The sequence below is a fragment of the Nocardioides sp. 503 genome (genome assembly GCF_004522095.1).
Lineage (GTDB): Bacteria > Actinomycetota > Actinomycetes > Propionibacteriales > Nocardioidaceae > Nocardioides.
The window spans coordinates 1,150,316-1,169,977 of record NZ_SPUI01000002.1; the positions used below are offsets into that span (position 1 = coordinate 1,150,316).

The 19,662-nt window shown below is 71.3% G+C and carries 16 protein-coding genes; 14 read left to right on the plus strand and 2 right to left on the minus strand.

The window, feature by feature from the left end; all coding sequences use genetic code 11:
- The first annotated feature begins 5 nt into the window (after window positions 1–5).
- Window positions 6–1,244, plus strand: coding sequence for a cysteine--1-D-myo-inosityl 2-amino-2-deoxy-alpha-D-glucopyranoside ligase (gene mshC, locus E4622_RS06535; protein WP_134739210.1), 1,239 nt, complete (start codon window positions 6–8; stop codon window positions 1,242–1,244).
- A 111-nt stretch (window positions 1,245–1,355) separates the two neighbouring features.
- Here the strand turns inward: mshC and E4622_RS06540 are convergent, their stop codons facing one another.
- The gene (locus E4622_RS06540) at window positions 1,356–2,216 is read right to left on the minus strand and encodes a PAC2 family protein (protein WP_134739211.1); all 861 of its coding nucleotides are present in this window, start codon (window positions 2,214–2,216) and stop codon (window positions 1,356–1,358) included.
- Between the two features lie 195 nt (window positions 2,217–2,411).
- Here E4622_RS06540 and metH point away from each other — a divergent pair, with 195 nt between their 5' ends.
- The 5 genes from metH (at window position 2,412) to E4622_RS06565 (ending at window position 9,406) form a co-directional block, all read left to right on the plus strand.
- Window positions 2,412–6,149, plus strand: a complete 3,738-nt coding sequence (metH, locus tag E4622_RS06545; protein ID WP_280633742.1) for a methionine synthase — start codon at window positions 2,412–2,414, stop codon at window positions 6,147–6,149.
- A gap of 34 nt (window positions 6,150–6,183) precedes the next feature.
- On the plus strand, window positions 6,184–6,813 hold the full coding sequence (locus E4622_RS06550; protein ID WP_280633743.1) for an HAD family phosphatase: 630 nt from the start codon (window positions 6,184–6,186) through the stop codon (window positions 6,811–6,813).
- 197 nt (window positions 6,814–7,010) lie between these two features.
- Entirely contained in the window at window positions 7,011–7,457 is a 447-nt protein-coding gene (locus tag E4622_RS06555; RefSeq protein ID WP_134739213.1) for a hypothetical protein, read from the plus strand.
- Window positions 7,458–7,481: 24 nt separating this feature from the next.
- The gene (locus tag E4622_RS06560) at window positions 7,482–8,768 is read left to right on the plus strand and encodes a sensor histidine kinase (protein ID WP_134739214.1); all 1,287 of its coding nucleotides are present in this window, start codon (window positions 7,482–7,484) and stop codon (window positions 8,766–8,768) included.
- Window positions 8,765–9,406 carry a response regulator transcription factor gene (locus E4622_RS06565; RefSeq protein WP_134739215.1) on the plus strand — a complete coding sequence of 214 codons (642 nt, stop codon included), beginning with the start codon at window positions 8,765–8,767 and terminating at the stop codon, window positions 9,404–9,406. Before E4622_RS06560 ends, E4622_RS06565 begins: the two co-directional genes overlap by 4 nt.
- Window positions 9,407–9,481: 75 nt before the next feature.
- Here E4622_RS06565 and E4622_RS06570 read toward each other — a convergent pair whose 3' ends face one another.
- Window positions 9,482–10,390, minus strand: a complete 909-nt coding sequence (locus E4622_RS06570) for a PD-(D/E)XK nuclease family protein (protein ID WP_134739216.1) — start codon at window positions 10,388–10,390, stop codon at window positions 9,482–9,484.
- Between the two features lie 166 nt (window positions 10,391–10,556).
- Between E4622_RS06570 and E4622_RS06575 the strand changes: the two genes are divergently transcribed.
- The 8 genes from E4622_RS06575 (at window position 10,557) to prcA (ending at window position 19,480) form a co-directional block, all read left to right on the plus strand.
- Window positions 10,557–11,693, plus strand: coding sequence for a site-2 protease family protein (locus E4622_RS06575; RefSeq protein ID WP_134739217.1), 1,137 nt, complete (start codon window positions 10,557–10,559; stop codon window positions 11,691–11,693).
- 26 nt (window positions 11,694–11,719) lie between these two features.
- The gene (locus tag E4622_RS06580) at window positions 11,720–12,748 is read left to right on the plus strand and encodes a tRNA (adenine-N1)-methyltransferase (protein ID WP_134739218.1); all 1,029 of its coding nucleotides are present in this window, start codon (window positions 11,720–11,722) and stop codon (window positions 12,746–12,748) included.
- Window positions 12,745–13,476 (plus strand): glutamine amidotransferase, encoded by a 732-nt coding sequence (locus E4622_RS06585; RefSeq protein ID WP_134739219.1) that lies wholly within the window; start codon window positions 12,745–12,747, stop codon window positions 13,474–13,476. Before E4622_RS06580 ends, E4622_RS06585 begins: the two co-directional genes overlap by 4 nt.
- A gap of 199 nt (window positions 13,477–13,675) precedes the next feature.
- Complete coding sequence (gene arc, locus E4622_RS06590) at window positions 13,676–15,430, plus strand: proteasome ATPase (protein WP_134739220.1); 1,755 nt, start codon at window positions 13,676–13,678, stop codon at window positions 15,428–15,430.
- 471 nt (window positions 15,431–15,901) lie between these two features.
- Window positions 15,902–17,410 carry a depupylase/deamidase Dop gene (gene dop / locus E4622_RS06595; RefSeq protein WP_134739221.1) on the plus strand — a complete coding sequence of 503 codons (1,509 nt, stop codon included), beginning with the start codon at window positions 15,902–15,904 and terminating at the stop codon, window positions 17,408–17,410.
- A 107-nt stretch (window positions 17,411–17,517) separates the two neighbouring features.
- On the plus strand, window positions 17,518–17,715 hold the full coding sequence (locus E4622_RS06600; protein ID WP_134739222.1) for a ubiquitin-like protein Pup: 198 nt from the start codon (window positions 17,518–17,520) through the stop codon (window positions 17,713–17,715).
- Entirely contained in the window at window positions 17,712–18,566 is an 855-nt protein-coding gene (prcB, locus tag E4622_RS06605; protein WP_134739223.1) for a proteasome subunit beta, read from the plus strand. The genes E4622_RS06600 and prcB overlap by 4 nt, the downstream gene beginning before the upstream one ends.
- On the plus strand, window positions 18,563–19,480 hold the full coding sequence (gene prcA, locus E4622_RS06610; protein WP_134739224.1) for a proteasome subunit alpha: 918 nt from the start codon (window positions 18,563–18,565) through the stop codon (window positions 19,478–19,480). The genes prcB and prcA overlap by 4 nt, the downstream gene beginning before the upstream one ends.
- The last annotated feature ends 182 nt before the right edge of the window (window positions 19,481–19,662 follow it).

Consider the following 19,662-nt stretch of genomic DNA (forward strand, 5'->3'; position numbering starts at 1 on the left):
CGCCCATGCGAGCCTGGAGCGCCCCCGAGGTCCCCACCCTGTCCGAGGTGGGCCCGCCCGTGGTGCTGCACGACACCGCCACCGGCGCCCGCGTGACGACCTCACCCGACGGCGCCGCGCGGCTCTACGTCTGCGGCATCACGCCGTACGACGCCACGCACCTGGGCCACGCGGCGACGTACGTCGCCTTCGACCTGCTCAACCGCGCCTGGCGCAACGCCGGCCACGAGGTGACCTTCGTGGAGAACGTCACCGACGTGGACGACCCGCTGCTGGAGCGCGCCACCAAGGTCAGCGTCGACTGGGTCGAGCTGGCCGAGCGCGAGACCGAGCTGTTCCGCCAGGACATGACCGCGCTGCGGGTGATCCCCCCGGACCACCTCGTGGGTGCCGTGGAGTCCATCCCGCTCGCCGTCGAGCTCATCCAGCGACTGGAGGCCCTCGGCGCGACGTACACGGTCGACACCGACGTCTACTTCTCGGTGACCGCCGACCCGGCGTTCGGGCGCGAGTCCGGCTACGACCGCGACACCATGCTCCGCCTCTTCGGCGAGCGTGGCGGCGACCCCGACCGCGCGGGCAAGCGCGACCCCCTCGACTGCGTCGTGTGGCGCGGCGAGCGACCGGGGGAGCCGAGCTGGGAGAGCCCGTTCGGGCCGGGGCGCCCCGGCTGGCACATCGAGTGCGCCGCGATCGCGATGCACCACCTCGGCGGCGCCTTCGACGTCCAGGGCGGCGGCTCCGACCTGGTCTTCCCCCACCACGAGATGTGCGCCGGGCACGCGCAGGTCGCCGCGGCCGGCACGACGTTCGCCCAGGTCTACTCCCACGCCGGGATGGTCGGCTACGACGGGCAGAAGATGTCCAAGTCGCTCGGCAACCTGGTCTTCGTCTCGGCCCTGCGCAACAGCGACGTCGACCCGATGGGCATCCGGCTCGCGCTCCTGCGCCATCACTACCGCTCCGACTGGGAGTGGACCGACGCCGAGCTGTGGGAGTCCGTCGACACCGTCACGTCCTGGCGCAAGGCGCTGTCGCTGGGCGCCGGCGCCCCCGCCGCACCGGTCGTCGCCGAGGTCCTGGCCGCCCTGGCCGACGACCTGGACGCTCCCCGCGCCACCGCCGCGATCGACGCCTGGGCGGCCGCCACGCTCGGCACCGACGGCCTCGCCGACACCAGCGACCCCGACGCCGCCGTCACCCTGCTCGCCGTCCTCGACGCCGCGCTCGGCCTGTCGCTCTAGCGCGGCGCGGGCGGTCCCACCCCCTGCGGTTTGGTCACAGACCGCACGTTTCGGCGCCCCGAACCTGCGGTTGGTGACCAAACCGCAGGGTCGGCGGACCCAGCGGCGCCCTCAGGCCGGCCCCGGCTCCTCGTCGCCGCGGCGCTTCAGGTAGCGCTCGAACTCCCGGGCGATGGCCTCGCCGGAGGCCTCGGGCAGGTCGGCGGTGTCGCGGGTCTCCTCGAGGCTGCGCACGTAGTCGGCGATGTCCTCGTCCTCCTCGGCGAGCTCGTCGACGCCGCGCTCCCACGCGCGGGAGTCCTCGGGCAGGTCGCCGAGCGGGATGCTGACCTCGAGCAGGTCCTCCAGCTGGCCGATGAGCGCGAGGGTGGCCTTGGGGCACGGGGGCTGGGCGACGTAGTGGGGGACCGCCGCCCAGTACGACACCGCCGGCACGTCCAGCTTGACGCAGGCGTCCTGGAAGACCCCGACGATGCCGGTCGGTCCCTCGTAGGTCGAGTGCTCGAGCTTGAGGCGGTCGACCAGCTCGGGCTCGGTGGCGGTCCCGTTGACCGGGATGGGTCGGGTGTGGGGCGAGTCGGCCAGCAGCGCGCCGAGCGTGACCACCAGCTCGCCGCCCAGCTCGTCGACCGCGGCGAGCAGCTCCGCGCAGAACTGGCGCCAGCGCATGCTGGGCTCGATGCCGCGGATGAGGATGACGTCGCGGTCGAGGTCGGGCGGGGAGGCCACCGCGATCTGGGTGGTCGGCCAGGTCAGTCGGCGGTAGCCGTGCTCGTCGGTGCCGACCATCGGTCGGTTGACCTGGAAGTCGTAGAAGTCCTCCGGGTCCACCGCTCCCACGACGCGGGCGTTCCACACGGTCATCAGGTGGTCCACCACGCCGGACGCGGCGTCGGCGGCGTCGTTCCACCCCTCGAAGGCGGCGATCACGATGGGATCGACCAGGTCGGGGGCGGCATCGATCTCGATCACGGCGAAAGCCTAGTCCGCGCCTCCGTCCACCGGGCGGGGGAATGGGCACGGGGGGGCCCTCGTTGGACTCCACGGGGATTTCGCCGCGTCCCAGCCGCGGTGTCACCATTCGGAATCCGAGTCCACGTCGTGGACGCGCTTCCTACGCTGGAACTCCGGCGCCGCACGGCGCCGGCCGAGCCCGAGAGGAGTCCTGTGTCCCGACCGACGGACCTGCGGCCCGACGCCACCGATGCCCTGACCGCGACCCTGCGGGAGCGGATCATGGTGATCGACGGCGCCATGGGCACGGCGATCCAGCGGGACCGGCCCGACGAGGCGGGCTACCGCGGCGAGCGCTTCGCCGACTGGCCCAGCGACCTCCAGGGCAACAACGACCTCCTGACGCTCACCCAGCCCGAGATCATCGCCGGCATCCACCGCGAGTACCTCGAGGCCGGCGCGGACCTGGTCGAGACCAACACCTTCAACGCCAACGCGGTCTCGCTCAGCGACTACGGCATGGCCGAGCTCGCCTACGAGCTCAACTACGAAGCCGCGCGCCTGGCCCGCCGCGAGGCCGATGCCGCGAGCGCGCGGACACCGCAGCGCCCGCGGTACGTCGCCGGCGCCCTCGGGCCCACCACGCGCACGGCGTCCATCTCGCCGGACGTCAACGACCCCGGCGCGCGCAACGTCAGCTACGACCAGCTCGTCGCGGCCTACATGGAGGCCGGCCGCGGGCTGCTCGACGGTGGCTCGGACCTGCTCTTCATCGAGACCATCTTCGACACCCTCAACGCCAAGGCCGCGATCTTCGCGGTGGAGACCCTGTTCGAGGAGTACGGGCGCCGCTGGCCCGTGATCGTCTCCGGCACCATCACCGACGCCTCCGGACGCACCCTCTCGGGTCAGGTCACCGAGGCGTTCTGGGACTCCGTGCGCCACGCCCGACCCCTCGCGGTCGGCCTCAACTGCGCGCTCGGAGCCAAGGAGATGCGCCCCTACATCGCCGAGATGGCGCGCCTGGCCGACAGCTTCGTGTCCTGCTATCCCAACGCCGGCCTGCCCAACGCGTTCGGCGAGTACGACGAGGCCCCCGAGGAGACCGCGGCGATCATCGCGGAGTTCGCCGAGAGCGGCTTCGTCAACCTGGTCGGCGGCTGCTGCGGCACGACGCCGGACCACATCGCGGCCATCGCCAAGGCGGTCGAGGGACAGACCCGCCGCGAGCCGTCCGACGTACCCCCGGCGATGCGCCTGGCGGGCCTCGAGCCGTTCACCGTCGACGAGTCCAGCCTGTTCGTCAACGTCGGCGAGCGCACCAACATCACCGGCTCGGCGCGCTTCCGCAACCTGATCAAGGACGGCGATTACGACGCCGCCCTGGCCGTCGCGCTGCAGCAGGTCGAGAACGGCGCGCAGGTCATCGACGTCAACATGGACGAGGGCATGATCGACGGCGTCGCCGCGATGGACCGCTTCCTCAAGCTGGTCGCCGCCGAGCCCGACATCAGCCGCGTCCCCGTGATGGTCGACTCCTCCAAGTGGGAGGTGATCGAGGCCGGGCTCAAGTGCGTCCAGGGCAAGCCGATCGTCAACTCGATCTCCATGAAGGAGGGCGAGGACACGTTCCGTGCGCAGGCGCGCCTGTGCAAGAAGTACGGCGCCGCGGCGGTCGTCATGGCCTTCGACGAGGACGGGCAGGCCGACAACCTGGAGCGGCGCAAGCAGATCTGCGAGCGCGCCTACCGGATCCTGGTCGACGAGGTCGACTTCCCGCCCGAGGACATCATCTTCGACCCCAACGTCTTCGCGGTCGCGACCGGCATCGAGGAGCACGCCTCCTACGGGCTGGACTTCATCGAGTCGACCCGCTGGATCAAGGAGAACCTCCCCGGCGCCAAGGTGTCCGGCGGCATCTCCAACGTGTCGTTCTCCTTCCGCGGCAACAACCCCGTGCGCGAGGCCATCCACGCGGTGTTCCTCTTCCACGCCATCCAGGCCGGCCTCGACATGGGGATCGTCAACGCCGGGGCCCTCGTCGTCTACGACCAGGTCGAGCCGGAGCTGCGCGAGCGCATCGAGGACGTCGTCCTCAACCGCCGCCCCGACGCGGCCGAGCGGCTCCTGGAGATCGCCGAGGCCCACAACCTGGAGGGCGAGAAGGTCGAGGCGACCGCCGAGGAGTGGCGCTCGTTGCCCGTCGGGGAGCGGATCACCCATGCCCTGGTCAAGGGCATCGACGCCTACGCCGAGTCGGACACCGAGGAGCTGCGGCAGCTGATCTCCGAGCGCGGCGGCCGCCCGATCGAGGTCATCGAGGGCCCGCTGATGGACGGGATGAACGTCGTCGGCGACCTGTTCGGGGCCGGCAAGATGTTCCTGCCGCAGGTGGTGAAGTCGGCGCGGGTGATGAAGAAGGCCGTGGCCTACCTGATCCCCTACATCGAGCAGGAGAAGCTCGACAACCCCGAGTACGCCACCGCCAAGGAGACCAACGGCACGATCGTCATGGCCACCGTCAAGGGCGACGTGCACGACATCGGCAAGAACATCGTCGGCGTGGTCCTGCAGTGCAACAACTACGAGGTCATCGACCTCGGGGTCATGGTGCCCCCGCAGAAGATCCTCGACGCCGCCAAGGAGCACGACGCCGACATCATCGGGCTCTCCGGGCTGATCACCCCCTCGCTGGACGAGATGGTGACGCTCGCTACCGAGATGCAGCGCCAGGGCCTCACCATCCCGCTGCTCATCGGGGGCGCGACGACGTCGCGCGCCCACACCGCGGTCAAGGTCGACCCCAAGTACGACGGCCCGGTGGTCTGGGTCAAGGACGCCTCCCGCTCGGTGCCGACCGCCGCGGCCCTGCTCCACGACGACCGGCGAGCCCAGCTGATGGCCAACGTCAAGGAGGACTACGACGCGCTGCGCACCCGCCACGCCGGCAAGAGCGAGCGCAAGCTGCTGTCCTACGACGCGGCGCGGGCCAACGCGACCCCGGTCGACTGGGAGGGCTACGTCGCCCCCGCGCCGAAGCAGCCGGGCGTCCACGTCCTTGCGGACTACGACATCGCCGAGCTGCGCGACTACATCGACTGGCAGCCGTTCTTCAACGCCTGGGAGATGAAGGGCAAGTTCCCCGACATCCTCAACAGCCCCACGTCGGGGGAGACCGCGCGCAAGCTCTACGACGACGCCAACGAGATGCTCGACACGATCATCGCGGAGAAGTGGATCACCGCCCGCGGCGTCTACGGCTTCTTCCCGGCCAACGCCGACGGCGACGACGTCATCACCTACGCCGACGACGCCCGGCAGGAGCCGCTCACGGTGCTGCACCACCTGCGTCAGCAGGGCGCGCACCGTGATGGCGTACCCAACCGGTCGCTGGCCGACTACGTCGCGCCCGTCGGCAGCGGGATCGCCGACCACCTCGGTGGCTTCGCAGTGACGGCGGGCATCGGGCTGCCGGAGCGGGTCAAGGCCTTCCGCGACGACCTCGACGACTACAACGCGATCCTCATCGAGTCGCTCGCCGACCGGCTCGCCGAGGCGTTCGCCGAGCGCCTGCACCAGCGGGTCCGCACGGAGTTCTGGGGCCACGTCACCGACGAGCAGCTCTCGAACGCCGACCTGATCGCGGAGAAGTACGACGGCATCCGCCCGGCTCCGGGCTACCCCGCCTGCCCCGACCACACCGAGAAGCCCCTGCTGTGGGACCTGCTCGACGTCGAGGCCAGCACCGGGATCACGTTGACCGAGTCGATGGCGATGTGGCCCGGCGCCTCGGTCTCCGGGTGGTACTTCAGCCACCCGCAGTCGCAGTACTTCGTCGTGGGCCGGCTCGGCCGCGACCAGGTCGCCGACTACGCCGAGCGCAAGGGCTGGACGCTGGCGGAGGCCGAGCGGTGGCTCTCGCCCAACCTCGGGTACGACCCTGAGGACTGAGCCGGCCGCCGTCGCGGACCTGCGCCCCGCCGCCGTGCTGTGGGACATGGACGGGACGCTGGTCGACACCGAGCCGTACTGGATCGACGTGGAGTACGAGCTGGCCGAGGAGTACGGCGGCACCTGGAGCCGCGAGCACGCCCTGGAGCTGGTCGGCAACGACCTGCTCTCCTCCGGCCGCTACATCCGCGAGCACATGGGGATCGACCTCTCGCCGGAGGAGATCGTGGAGCGGCTGCTCGACGGCGTCGTCGCGCGGGTGTCCCAGCAGGTCCCGTGGTGCCCGGGCGCCCGCGAGATGCTGATCGCGCTGCGCGAGGCCGACGTCCCGATGGCGCTGGTGACGATGTCGTACGCGCGCTTCGTGGCGCCGATCCTCGAGCAGCTGCCGCCCGGCACCTTCGACGCGATCGTCACCGGCGACCAGGTCACTCACGGCAAGCCCCACCCCGAGCCCTACCTCACCGCCGCGGCCACGCTGGGGGTGGCGCCGGACGCGTGCGTCGCCGTCGAGGACTCCACCACCGGCACCACCTCGGCCGTCAGCGCCGGCTGCCAGGTCCTGGTCATCCCCAACCACGTCACCGTCGCCCCCGGCCCCGCCCGCCACTTCCGCGACTCCCTCGTCGGCCTCACCGTCGCCGACCTCGCCGCCCTCGCCTGACGGCCTCGGCCGCGCCGCGCGGCCTGTCACCCCTGCGGTTTGGTCACCAACCCCCCCGTTGGCGCCCGCCAACGGGCGGGTGGTGTCCAAAACGCGGGGGTCTTGAGCAGTCGCGGGGTGGTCCTAGTACCACCGGACAATGGCGGCCGGCACCCGGCGCGGCGGAGGGTTGGACCCACACCGACCAAGGAGAAGCCATGAACACCACCCCCCGCACTCACACCGCCCCCAGCGCAGTCCGCACCGTCGCCCGCACCGCCACCCGGTCCGCCGGCGCCCTCGTCCTGGCCGCCTCGCTCGGAGCGGGCCTCGCGGGCGCCGCCAACGCCTCCTCCGACGACGACCGGGTCATCCGGACCGGGTCCTGCAGCGGCTCGACGGACTGGAAGATCAAGGCCAAGGAGGACGACGGCCGGATCGAGGTCGAGGCCGAGATCGACAGCAACCGCACCGGGCAGACCTGGCGCTGGCGTCTGGTCCACAACGGCTCGGTCTCCGCGAAGGGGACCTCGCGCACCCGGGGCCGCAGCGGCTCCTTCTCCGTCGAGCGCAAGACCGTGGACGCCTCGGGCAAGGACTCCTTCACCTTCCGGGCCCGCAACCCGCGCAGCGGCGAGCGCTGCGTCGCGCGCGTCTCCTACTGAGGCACGGGCGATACTGGGCCGACCATGACCGTGCCCGGACTCAGCGCCCTGCGCAGCCCCGTGACGCAGTTCGTGCTCACGGGGCTCGCCACGCTGGCGGTGCTGGTGCTGCTCACCGGCTACCTCGGCGGCCGGGCCGCTCGCGACGAGGCGCTCGTCGACGCCCGCGCCACCACGAGCGTGCTGGCGCACTCGGTCGCGGAGCCTGAGATGCGCCGCGGGCTCGTGGCCGGGGATGCCGGCGCCGTCGACCAGTTCGACCGCATGGTCCTCGACCGGCTGGTCGTCGGCGACGTGCGCCGGATCAAGATCTGGGACCGGGACGGGCGCATCATCTACTCCGACGAGGCGCGCCTCATCGGGGAGCGGTTCGCCCTGGACGGCGAGGAGCTCGAGGTCCTGGACGAGGGCGGGACCGAGGCCGAGGTCTCGGACCTCGCGGAGCCCGAGAACCGCTTCGAGGCCGGCGACCAGGGGCTCGTCGAGGTCTACACCCGCATCGAGAGCCCCGAGGGTGAGCCGCTCCTCTTCGAGGCCTACTTCTCCTCGCGCGACATCGAGGCCCGCCGCAGCGAGGTGCTCGCGCCGTTCCGGGAGATCACCGTGGGCGCGCTGCTGGTCCTCGTCGCGGTGGCCACCTCGATGCTGTGGGTGCTGACCCGGCGCCTGACCCGAGCCGGTCTCGAGCGCGAGCGGCTGCTGCGCAGCGCCGCCACCGCCTCCGACGCCGAACGTCGCCGCGTCGCCCGCGACCTGCACGACGGCGTGGTGCAGGACCTGGCCGGTACGACGTTCGGGGTCGCCGCCCTGGCCCGTGAGCTGCCGCCACCCCAGCGCGAGCGCCTCGACGAGGCCGCCGGGTCGCTGCGCACGAGCCTGCGTGCGCTCCGCTCGCTGCTGGTGGAGATCCACCCGCCCGGCCTGACCGCGGAAGGCCTGCCCTCCGCCCTCGACGACCTGACCGCACCCGCGGCCGCCGAGGGCGTCGACGTCCAGGTGCACGTGAGCCCGCTCGGCGACGTCCACCCCGACGTCGTCGCGCTCGTCTGGCGCGTCGCCCAGGAGGCGGTACGAAACACCCTGCGCCACGCGCACGCCGACCACCTGCGGGTCTCGGTGCAGAGCGAGGGGGACTCGATCGTGCTGGAGGTCGCCGACGACGGTCAGGGCTTCGACCCGGACCAGCCGCGCCCCGGGACCCACTACGGCCTGCGCGGGCTCGAGAGCCTCGTGCGCGACACCGGAGGCACCCTGGACGTCTCCTCCTCACCGGGTGCGGGCGCCCGGGTCGTCGTGCGGGTGCCGCGATGAGCATCCGCGTCGTGCTGGTCGACGACCATGCCGTCGTACGCACCGGGCTGGCGCAGCTGCTCGACGGCTCCGAGGGCATCGAGGTGGTCGGCAGCGCCGCGACCGGCGAGGAGGCCATCGACGTGGTGCGCGAGAGCAGCCCGGAGGTGGTCCTGATGGACCTGCAGATGCCGGGCATGGACGGGGTCGCCGCCACGCGGCGCATCCTGGCGGACAGCCCGAGCGCCCAGGTGCTCGTCCTGACCTCCTACTCCGACGCCGAGCGCATCGTCGCGGCGCTGGACGCCGGCGCGGTGGGCTACCTCCTCAAGGACGCCGACCCCGAGGAGATCATCTCGGGGGTCCGGGCGGTCAGCCGTGGGGAGTCGCCGCTGCACCCGCGTGCGGCCAGGACCCTGCTGACGGCGCGCTCCACCAGCCCTACCGCCGGCCCGGCCTCCGGGCTCACGCCGCGCGAGCTGGAGGTGCTGGCGCTGGTCCGCGCCGGGCTCGCCAACAAGCAGATCGCCCGGCGGCTGGGCATCTCCGAGCGCACGGTCAAGGCGCACCTCACCTCGACCTTCGCCCGCATCGGCGTCGTCGACCGCACCCAGGCCGCCGTCTGGGCCGAGCGGCACGACGTCGGCGACGGGCGCTGACCCCTGCGGTTTGGTCACCAACCGCAGGTTCAAGGCCCTCCGACGTGGGTAGGTGACCAAACCGCAGGCGAAGCGTCAGCCGAGCACCGGCGCGTCGGGCCCGGGCGGCGGGTCGGCGACGACGGCGTCGACCGCGGGCAACGGCGGGGGAGTGCCGCCCCACTCGGGGCAGATCGCCTGGTGGGCGCACCAGTCGCACAGGCGGTTGCGGCGGGCGCGCCAGTCCTGGGTCTCGCGGGCGTGGCGGATCGCCTCCCAGACGGCCTCCACCTTGCGCTCGGTGGCCAGGAGGTCGTCCTCGTCGGGCTCGTAGCGCAGGATCTCGCCGTTGCCGAGGTAGACCAGCTGCAGCACGGCGGGCACGACGCCGCGGGTGCGCCAGATGACCACCGCGTAGAACCTCATCTGGAACAGCGCCTTGGCCTCGAAGCCCTCGGTGGGCGAGCGCCCGGTCTTGTAGTCGACGACCCGGATCGCGCCGTCCGGGGCGATGTCGAGGCGGTCGACGAAGCCGCGCAGCAGCAGCTTGGAGTCCAGCAGCGCCTCGACGTACAGCTCGCGCTCCGCCGGCTCGATGCGCTGAGGGTCCTCCAGCGAGAAGTAGCGGTCGAGCACGACACGGCATGACGCCAGCCAGGCGGCGACGTCGGGACCCTCGGTGCCGAACATCTCCGCCACCCCGGGCTCCGCGTCCAGCAGCTCGTCCCAGGCCGGCATCAGCAGACCCCGCGCCTGCTCGGGCGTCCGGTCCACGGCGGGCAGGTCGAACAGGTTCTCCAGGACGCGGTGGACGACGGTGCCGCGGACGGCGTCGACCGAGTAGGGCTCGGGCAGCTTGTCGATGGTGCGGTAGCGGTAGAGCAGCGGGCAGGTCAGGAAGTCGCCGGCGCGGCTGGGCGACAGGGCGCCGAGCACCTCGACCCCGTCGACCGGGGTGGAGACGCGCTCGGCGGGCGAGGGCGCCGCCGTGTCCTGGACCGTCATGCTGACCTCACGCCCCGACCCTAGGCCAGCCCACCGACAGCCACCCACGCCCCACCAGCGGTCAGCCGGCGCCGTACCGCCCGTCCCGCGGGGCCAGCCGAGCCCGCCGAGCCCGCCGAGCCCGCCGAGCAATGGTCCGGACCCAGTGGTCCGATAGGTTCGGTGTGTGCCCGACCCCGCCCCACCGCCCCGAGAGTCCCGGCCTCCCGGGACCTTCAAGCTGGGCACCATCGCGGGCAGCGACGTGCTGGTGTCGTCGTCGTGGTTCGTCATCGCCGGCCTGATCGCCTACATGTACGCCCCCGTCGTCGAGCGCACGCAGCCCGGCCTCGGAGTGTGGAAATACGTCGCCGGGCTGTCCTTCGCGGTCATCCTCTACGGGTCGATCCTGCTCCACGAGGCCTCGCACGCCATCGTGGCGCGTCGCTTCGGCTTCCAGGTCCGCTCCATCACGCTGCACTTCCTGGGCGGCATGACGTCGATCGAGGGCGAGTCACGCACGCCGCGCCAGGAGTTCTGGATCGCCGTCGTCGGGCCCCTCACCTCGATCGCCGTCGGCGGGGCGGCCGTCGGGCTCTGGTTCGTGACCCCCGACGGCCTCCTGCGGGTGGCGGTCTACGGCCTCGCGACCGCCAACCTGCTCGTCGGCGTCCTCAACCTGGTCCCGGGCCTGCCCCTGGACGGCGGCCGGGTGCTCAAGTCGCTGGTGTGGCGGGCCACCGGCAACGTCCACCGCGGCACGGTCGCGGCGGGGTGGGGCGGTCGGGTCACCGCCGGCGCGGTCCTGCTGTGGCCGCTGCTGCAGAAGCAGATCTTCGGACGGCCCCCCGACGTCTTCGACTTCCTGATCTCGCTGCTCATCGCGGTCTTCCTGTGGTCCGGTGCCACCGCGGCGATCGCGTCGGGCCGGCTGCGCTCCCGCCTGCCCGACCTGCGCGCCCGCGACCTCGCCCGCCGTACCCTCGCCGTCCCCGACGACCTGCCCCTGTCCGAGGCCGTACGTCGCGCCCAGGACGCCCACGCGGGCAGCATCGTCACCGTCACGAGCAGCGGGCGGCCCATCGGCGTCGTCAACGAGGCCGCGCTGCTGGCCACGCCTGCGGACCGCCGGCCCTGGGTGGCGGTGTCGACCGTGGCCCGCACGCTCGACGAGGGGCTCAGCCTGCCGGTGGCGATCAACGGGGAGGACCTGGTCCTGGCGATCAACCGCAACCCGTCGGCGGAGTACGTCCTGGTCGAGGACGACGGCTCGGTCTTCGGCGTGCTGTCCACCGCCGACGTCGACCGAGCGTTTCGCCAGTGAGGGCCCGGCGACAGTAGGGTTCCGCGGTGTCCTCGACTCTCCCGCACGACGACGATGTCGACCCCCGAGCCTGGTCCGGGGTCCACCGCGGCCCCCTGCGCGAGGGCGAGTGGGTGCGCCTCGTGGACGCCAAGGGCCGCAAGCACAACATCTGCCTCGAGGCCGGCAAGACCTTCCACACCAACCGCGGCGGGATGTCCCACGACGACCTAATCGGGCGCGAGGAGGGCTTCACGGTCGTCTCCACCTCCGGCGGGGAGTACCTCGTGTTCCGGCCGCTGCTCTCGGAGTTCGTGGTCTCCATGCCGCGAGGTGCAGCGGTCGTCTACCCCAAGGACGCGGCCCAGATCGTGGCGATGGCCGACATCTTCCCCGGCGCTGACGTCGTCGAGGCGGGCGTGGGGTCCGGGGCGCTGACCTGCTCGCTGCTGCGCGCGGTCGGGCCGTTCGGCCGGGTGACCTCCTACGAGCGCCGGGAGGAGTTCGCCGACGTCGCCCGCAAGAACGTCACCCAGTTCTTCGGCGCCCCCGACGGGGAGACGCATCCCGCGTGGTCGCTGCGGCTCGGAGACCTCGCCGAGGAGCTGCCCACCACCGGCGAGCGCTACGACCGCGTCATCCTGGACATGCTCGCCCCGTGGGAGTGCCTCGACGCCACCGCCGACGCGCTGCGACCCGGCGGGATCGTGTGCGCCTACGTCGCCACCACGACCCAGCTGTCGCGGTTCATGGAGACGGTGCGCCTGCACGGCGGATTCACCGAGCCGCAGGCGTGGGAGTCGCTCGTGCGCGACTGGCACGTCGAGGGCCTCGCCGTACGACCCGGCCACAAGATGATCGGCCACACCGCCTTCCTGGTCACCGCCCGGCGGATGGCGCCGGGCCAGAAGGCGCCGCTGAAGCGCCGCCGACCGGCTCCCGGCGCCTACGGCCCGGACTACACCGGCCCCCGCGCCGAGGAGGTGGCCGAGGAGATCACCGAGCCGACCGGGGTCGCCGAGGGAATCGGTGACGGTCGGAGCGCAGCCGTGACGGGGGAGCCCGAGACCGCGTGAGGCCGTTCCTCCTGCTGTCGATCCGCTCCGAGCCCGACGCGGTCGCGGAGGAGTACGACGCCTTCCGCCGCTTCCTCGAGGTCTCGCCGGAGGAGCTGGAGACCCGGTCCTTGGCGACCGGTCCGCTCGGCGAGGTGTCCCTGGACGACTGGTCCGGGATCCTGCTGGGCGGCGGCGCCTTCACGGTCTCGGACCCCGAGGAGCGCAAGTCGGCGGCCCAGCGGCGCACCGAGGACGACCTCGCGGTCCTGCTCGACTCCGTCGTCGCCGCGGACTTCCCGTTCCTCGGCGCCTGCTTCGGCATCGGCACCCTGGGCACCCACCAGGGCGGCGTCGTGGACACCAGCCACCCCGAGCCGGTCGGCCCGCTCGCGGTCACCGTCACCGAGGCAGGCTCGGCCGACCCGCTGTTCGCGTCGGTGCCGCGCGACTTCACGGCGTACGGCGGTCACAAGGAGGCCTTGTCCCGGCTGCCGGCCCACGCGACCCTGCTGGCCACCTCCGAGGCGTGCCCGGTGCAGGCCTTTCGGGTGGGCGAGAACGTCTACGCGACGCAGTTCCACCCCGAGCTCGACCTGCCGGGCATCCTGACCCGGATCGCGGTCTACGCCACCTTCGGCTACTTCGACCCCAGCGAGGTCGCCGACCTGCAGGCCGCGGCCGCTCGCGCCGTCGTCACCCACCCCGGCCTGCTGCTGCGCAACTTCGCCCGGCGCTACGCGCGCTGACCGCCGCCTTCGTCCTCCCGAGGCCCATGACCCTGCGGTTTGGTCACAAACCGCAACCCCGGAGGCCCCTGACGTGCGGTTGGTGACCAAACCGCAGGGCCGCTGGGGTCACGGTTCCAAATCGTGACCAACACCGAGACGCAACCGCTTCCGTTGTGTGTCCGCCCGGGTAGGGTCGCAAGAACAGGAGGTGGGCCTCATGTCGATGTCAGATGGTGTGTCCAGCAACAACGGTCGGAGCCCCGAAGAGCTCGAGAGCCAGGTGCGCTTTCTCGAGGCCGAGGTGACCGACCTGCGTCGCCGCCTCAGCGACGCCCCGACGTACTCGCGGGGCGTGGAGCTGCGGCTGGCCGACGCCCAGCGGTCGCTGTCGGCGGTGACGTCGCAGAACGAGCGTCTCGCCGAGACGCTGCGCGAGGCGCGTGACCAGATCATGAAGCTCAAGGAGGAGGTCGACCGGCTGGCCCAGCCGCCAGCCGGTTTCGGGACCTTCCTCGCGCGCAATGAGGACGACTCCGTCGACGTGTTCACCGGTGGGCGCAAGCTGCGGGTCAACGTGAGCCCCTCGGTGGAGCTCGACGGCCTGCGCCGCGGCCAGGAGGTCATGCTCAACGAGGCGCTCAACGTCGTGGCCGCGTTCGACTACGAGCAGGTCGGCGAGGTCGTGATGTTCAAGGAGCTGCTCGCCGACGGTGAGCGCGCCCTGGTCATCGCCAACGCCGACGAGGAGCGCGTCGTACGCCTGGCGCAGCCCCTGCTCGAGGACACGATCCGCGCCGGGGACTCGCTCCTGCTCGACTCGCGAGCCGGCTACGTCTACGAGAAGGTGCCCAAGTCCGAGGTCGAGGAGCTCGTGCTGGAGGAGGTGCCCGACATCGACTACGAGTCGATCGGCGGCCTCTTCGGCCAGATCGAGCAGATCCGCGACGCGGTGGAGCTGCCCTACCTGCACCCCGAGCTGTTCCTCGAGCACGAGCTCAAGCCGCCCAAGGGGGTCCTGCTCTACGGCCCTCCCGGCTGCGGCAAGACGCTCATCGCCAAGGCCGTGGCCAACTCGCTGGCCAAGAAGGTGGCGGCCAAGACCGGCCAGGAGGGGAAGTCGTACTTCCTCAACATCAAGGGCCCTGAGCTCCTCAACAAGTACGTCGGCGAGACCGAGCGCCACATCCGGCTGGTCTTCCAGCGGGCGCGCGAGAAGGCCAGCGAGGGCACCCCGGTCATCGTGTTCTTCGACGAGATGGACTCGCTCTTCCGCACGCGTGGCTCGGGCGTATCCTCCGACGTCGAGAACACCATCGTCCCGCAGCTGCTCAGCGAGATCGACGGTGTCGAGCTGCTCGAGAACGTCCTGGTGATCGGCGCCTCCAACCGCGAGGACATGATCGACCCCGCGATCCTGCGCCCCGGGCGGCTCGACGTGAAGATCAAGATCGAGCGCCCCGACGCGGAGTCGGCGCGCGACATCTTCTCCAAGTACCTCACCGCCAGCCTCCCGCTGCACGCCGACGACCTGGGCGAGTTCGGCGGAGACCGCGACGCCTGCGTGGCGGGCATGATCCGCGCGACGGTGGAGCGGATGTACACCGAGACCGAGGAGAACCGGTTCCTGGAGGTCACCTACGCCAACGGTGACAAGGAGGTCCTGTACTTCAAGGACTTCAACTCCGGCGCCATGATCCAGAACATCGTCGACCGCGCGAAGAAGATGGCGATCAAGGACCTCCTCGACCACCAGCAGCGCGGCCTGCGCGTCTCGCACCTGCTGCAGGCGTGCGTCGACGAGTTCAAGGAGAACGAGGACCTGCCCAACACGACCAACCCCGACGACTGGGCGCGGATCTCGGGCAAGAAGGGGGAGCGGATCGTCTTCATCCGTACCCTCATCACCGGCAAGCAGGGCACCGAGCCCGGCCGCTCCATCGACACCGTCGCCAACACGGGTCAGTACCTCTAGGCGGTCGCCTGGCGTCGTCCTCCACCGTGCGGTTTGGTCACAGACCGCACGGTGGAGCGCCTGCGACGTGCAGTTTGTGACCAAACCGCACGGGGTGTGGTCCAGATCGGCGCGCTCCGCCAGCACCGCGGCGCTGCGCAGGCTCCAGGCGCCGCGGCCACGCCTGCCACGCCGGGGGGCTGACGCCCGCTCCGGGCTGCGCAGCGATCTTTCGACCAGATGCGGGACGACGCGCCGTTCCACGAGCTCATCTCGATGGCTCACTCCTCGCGCGGCAAGGACGGTGCCAGGCCCGCGGCGTGCTAACCATGTACCCCCGCGTCACCCGTCAGAGGTGACCGTCACGGTCGGAGACCCCCATGATCAAGATCCTCGTCATCATCGTCGTCGTGCTCGTCATCATCTACCTCGCCCAGATGGTCCTGCGGAAGCGCTGAGCGGACGCTCGCCCCGGCCACGTACGCTCGACCCATGAGCGTACGGCGGGTCATGGGGGCCGAGGTCGAGTACGGCATCTCGGTGCAGGGCCAGCCGTTGGCCAACCCGATGGTGGCGTCCTCGCAGGTGGTCAACGCCTACGCGTCCGCCACCGTTCGGGCGCGGCGCGCGCGCTGGGACTTCGAGGAGGAGTCCCCGCTGCGCGACGCCCGCGGCTTCGACATGGCGCGGCAGGTGGCCGACCCCAGCCAGCTGACCGACGAGGACCTGGGCCTGGCCAACGTCATCCTGACCAACGGCGCACGCCTCTACGTCGACCACGCGCACCCCGAGTACTCCACCCCCGAGGTCACCAACCCCCTCGACATCGTCAGGTGGGACAAGGCCGGCGAGCAGGTCATGCTGGACGCGCAGCGGCGCGCCGCGGCGATGCCCGGCGGCGCCCCGATCGCGATGTACAAGAACAACACCGACAACAAGGGCGCCTCCTACGGTGCTCACGAGAACTACCTGATGCGGCGCTCGACCCCGTTCGCCGACATCGTTCGGCACCTCACGCCGTTCTTCGTCAGCAGGCAGGTCGTGTGCGGCGCCGGCCGGGTCGGCATCGGCCAGGACGGGCGGGAGCACGGCTTCCAGATCAGCCAGCGTGCCGACTTCTTCGAGGTCGAGGTCGGTCTCGAGACCACCCTGAAGCGGCCCATCATCAACACCCGCGACGAGCCGCACGCGGACCCCGAGAAGTACCGCCGGCTGCACGTCATCATCGGCGACGCCAACCTCGCGGAGGTCTCCACCTACCTCAAGGTGGGGACGACGTCGCTGGTGCTGGCCATGATCGAGGACCGGTTCATCGGCGCGGACCTCACCGTCGACGGGGCGGTCTCCGCGCTGCGCGCGGTCTCCCACGACCCCACGCTGAAGCAGACGTTCACGCTGACCGACGGCCGCACGCTGACCGCCGTACAGCTGCAGCTGGAGTACCTCGACCTGGCCAAGAAGTACGTCGAGGACCGCCAGGGCTCCGACGCAGACCCCCAGACCGTGGACATCCTCGCGCGCTGGGAGTCGGTCCTGGATCGCCTCGAGCGCGACCCGATGCTGTGCGCCACCGAGTTGGACTGGGTCGCCAAGCTGAAGCTGCTGGAGCAGTACCGCTCGCGCGACGCGCTGGACTGGGACGACGCCAAGCTGCAGCTCATCGACCTGCAGTACTCCGACATCCGGCCCGACAAGGGTCTCTACAACCGGCTCGTGGCGGCCGGACGCATGGAGCGACTGCTCGACGACGACTCGGTGGTGCAGGCGATGCACGACCCGCCGGAGGACACCCGGGCGTACTTCCGCGGCCGGTGCCTGGAGAAGTACGCCGAGCACGTCGCCGCCGCGTCGTGGGACTCGGTGATCTTCGACCTGCCCGGCCGCGAGTCGCTGCAGCGCGTGCCCACGATCGACCCGTTGCGCGGCAGCCGCGCCCACGTCGGCGACCTGCTCGACCGCTGCGACACCGCCGAGCAGCTGTTCACCGCGCTGACCCGCTGACTCCTCAGGGCTCGTGGTTTGGTCACCAACCGCAGACCGAAGACCTCCGACGTTGCGGTTTGTGACCAAACCGCGACGTCCTTCCCCCGACTGGATAGGGTCGAGGCATGGCCCAGGAGCAGAAGCAACCGCGCAAGTCGTCGGAGACCGAGGAGTCGACCGAGGTCGCCCCGGAGAGCGATGTCGCCGAGCGCAGGGAAGCCCTCGACGGTGACGTCGACGCGATCCTCGACGAGATCGACGAGGTGCTGGAGTCCAACGCCGAGGACTTCGTGAAGTCGTTCATCCAGAAGGGCGGCCAGTGAGCGACCCGCGCCTGCCCGCGTCGTACCTCCAGCCGGGCATCTCCTCCTTCAGCGACTTCCTCGCCGGTGAGTCTCCTGAGCTGCTGCCCAGCCGCCGGGCGCTCCCGCAGGGCCAGGCCGGCGACCTGGCGCCGCACGGCACGACGATCGTCGCGGCGACGTTCCCGGGCGGCGTCGTCATGGCCGGGGACCGCCGGGCCACGATGGGCAACATCATCGCGCAGCGCGACATCGAGAAGGTGTTCCCGGCCGACGAGTACTCCGTCGTCGGCATCGCCGGCACCGCCGGCCTCGCCGTCGAGATGGTCCGGCTCTTCCAGACCGAGCTCGAGCACTACGAGAAGATCGAGGGCACGACGCTGTCGATGGACGGCAAGGCCAACCGGCTGGCGGCCCTCATCCGCGCCAACCTCGGGATGGCGATGCAGGGGCTCTCGGTCGTCCCGCTGTTCGCCGGCTTCGACCTGCGCCAGAGTCAGGGTCGGATCTTCAGCTACGACATCACCGGTGGTCGCTACGAGGAGACCGCGTTCTACTCGGTGGGCTCGGGGTCGCTGTTCGCCAAGGGCTCGCTCAAGAAGCTCTACCGCGAGGACCTCGACGAGACCCAGTGCGTCACCGCCGTGATCCAGGCGCTCTACGACGCCGCCGACGACGACTCGGCGACCGGTGGCCCCGACATGGCCCGCCGCATCTTCCCGGTGGTGCGCGTCATCACCGTCGAGGGCGGACGGCGACTGAGCGACGAGGAGGTCGCCGAGATCGCCGACCGCGTCATCGCGGGTCGCATGATCAGGCCCGACGGGCCGGGGGCACCGCTCACCGGCGGTACGACGGGAGGCCAGCGATGAGCATGCCGTTCTACGTCTCGCCCGAGCAGCTGATGAAGGACCGGGCCGACTTCGCACGCAAGGGCATCGCCCGCGGGCGGTCGGTGGTGACGGTCCAGTACGGCGACGGCATCCTGTTCGCCTCCGAGAACCCCTCCCAGGCCCTGCACAAGGTCTCGGAGATCTACGACCGCATCGCGTTCGCGGCCGTGGGTCGCTACAACGAGTTCGAGAACCTCCGCATCGCCGGCGTACGTCTCGCCGACATGCGGGGCTACGCCTACGACCGACGCGACGTGACCGGACGGGGACTGGCCAACGCCTACGCCCAGACCCTCGGCACGATCTTCTCCAGCGGCGGCGAGAAGCCCTACGAGGTGGAGCTCTTCGTCGCAGAGATCGGCGACAGCGCCGCGCAGGACCAGATCTTCCGCCTGACGTACGACGGGCAGGTCGCCGACGAGCAGGGCTTCGCCGTCATGGGCGGCGCCTCGGACGTGGTGGCGGGCTACATCAAGGAGCGCTACGTCGCGGACTCGACGTTGGAGGACGTCGTGCGTCTGGCCGTGGCGGCCCTCGGGCACTCGGCGGACGACGACCGGGTCATCGACGTCGACCACCTCGAGGTCGCGATCCTGGACCGCACGCGCACCCAGCCCCGCAAGTTCGTGCGGCTCAGCCCTGCGCGGCTCACCGGGCTGCTGGGCGAGCGCGGGCCGTCCAGCCCCGAGGAGGCCATGCCGGAGGACACCCAGCCCGGCCCGGCCACGCACGTCGGCAACCCTGATGACCCCCGCGACCCCACCGACCAGACGAGCGGCCACGTGCCCCCGCTGGAGGACCCCGTCACCGGCGAGCCGACGTCGCGGGGCGGTGACGACGGGGAGCCTCCCGTCGCGCCTCCTGCCCCCGGCTCCGGTGGCTCGCCTCTCTGAGCCCTCGCGGCGTCCCTCCATCTGCGGTTTGGTCACAGACCGCAGGTCGGAGGGGCCCTGGGTTGCGGTTGGTGACCAAACCGCGCGGCGCGGGGACGTGAGGCGGCGGCGCGCTGAGGCGGCCGTCCACAGGCGGATCGACGCCGTGTTTCAGTGCACGCCAGGTCGTCCAGGCTATGAGG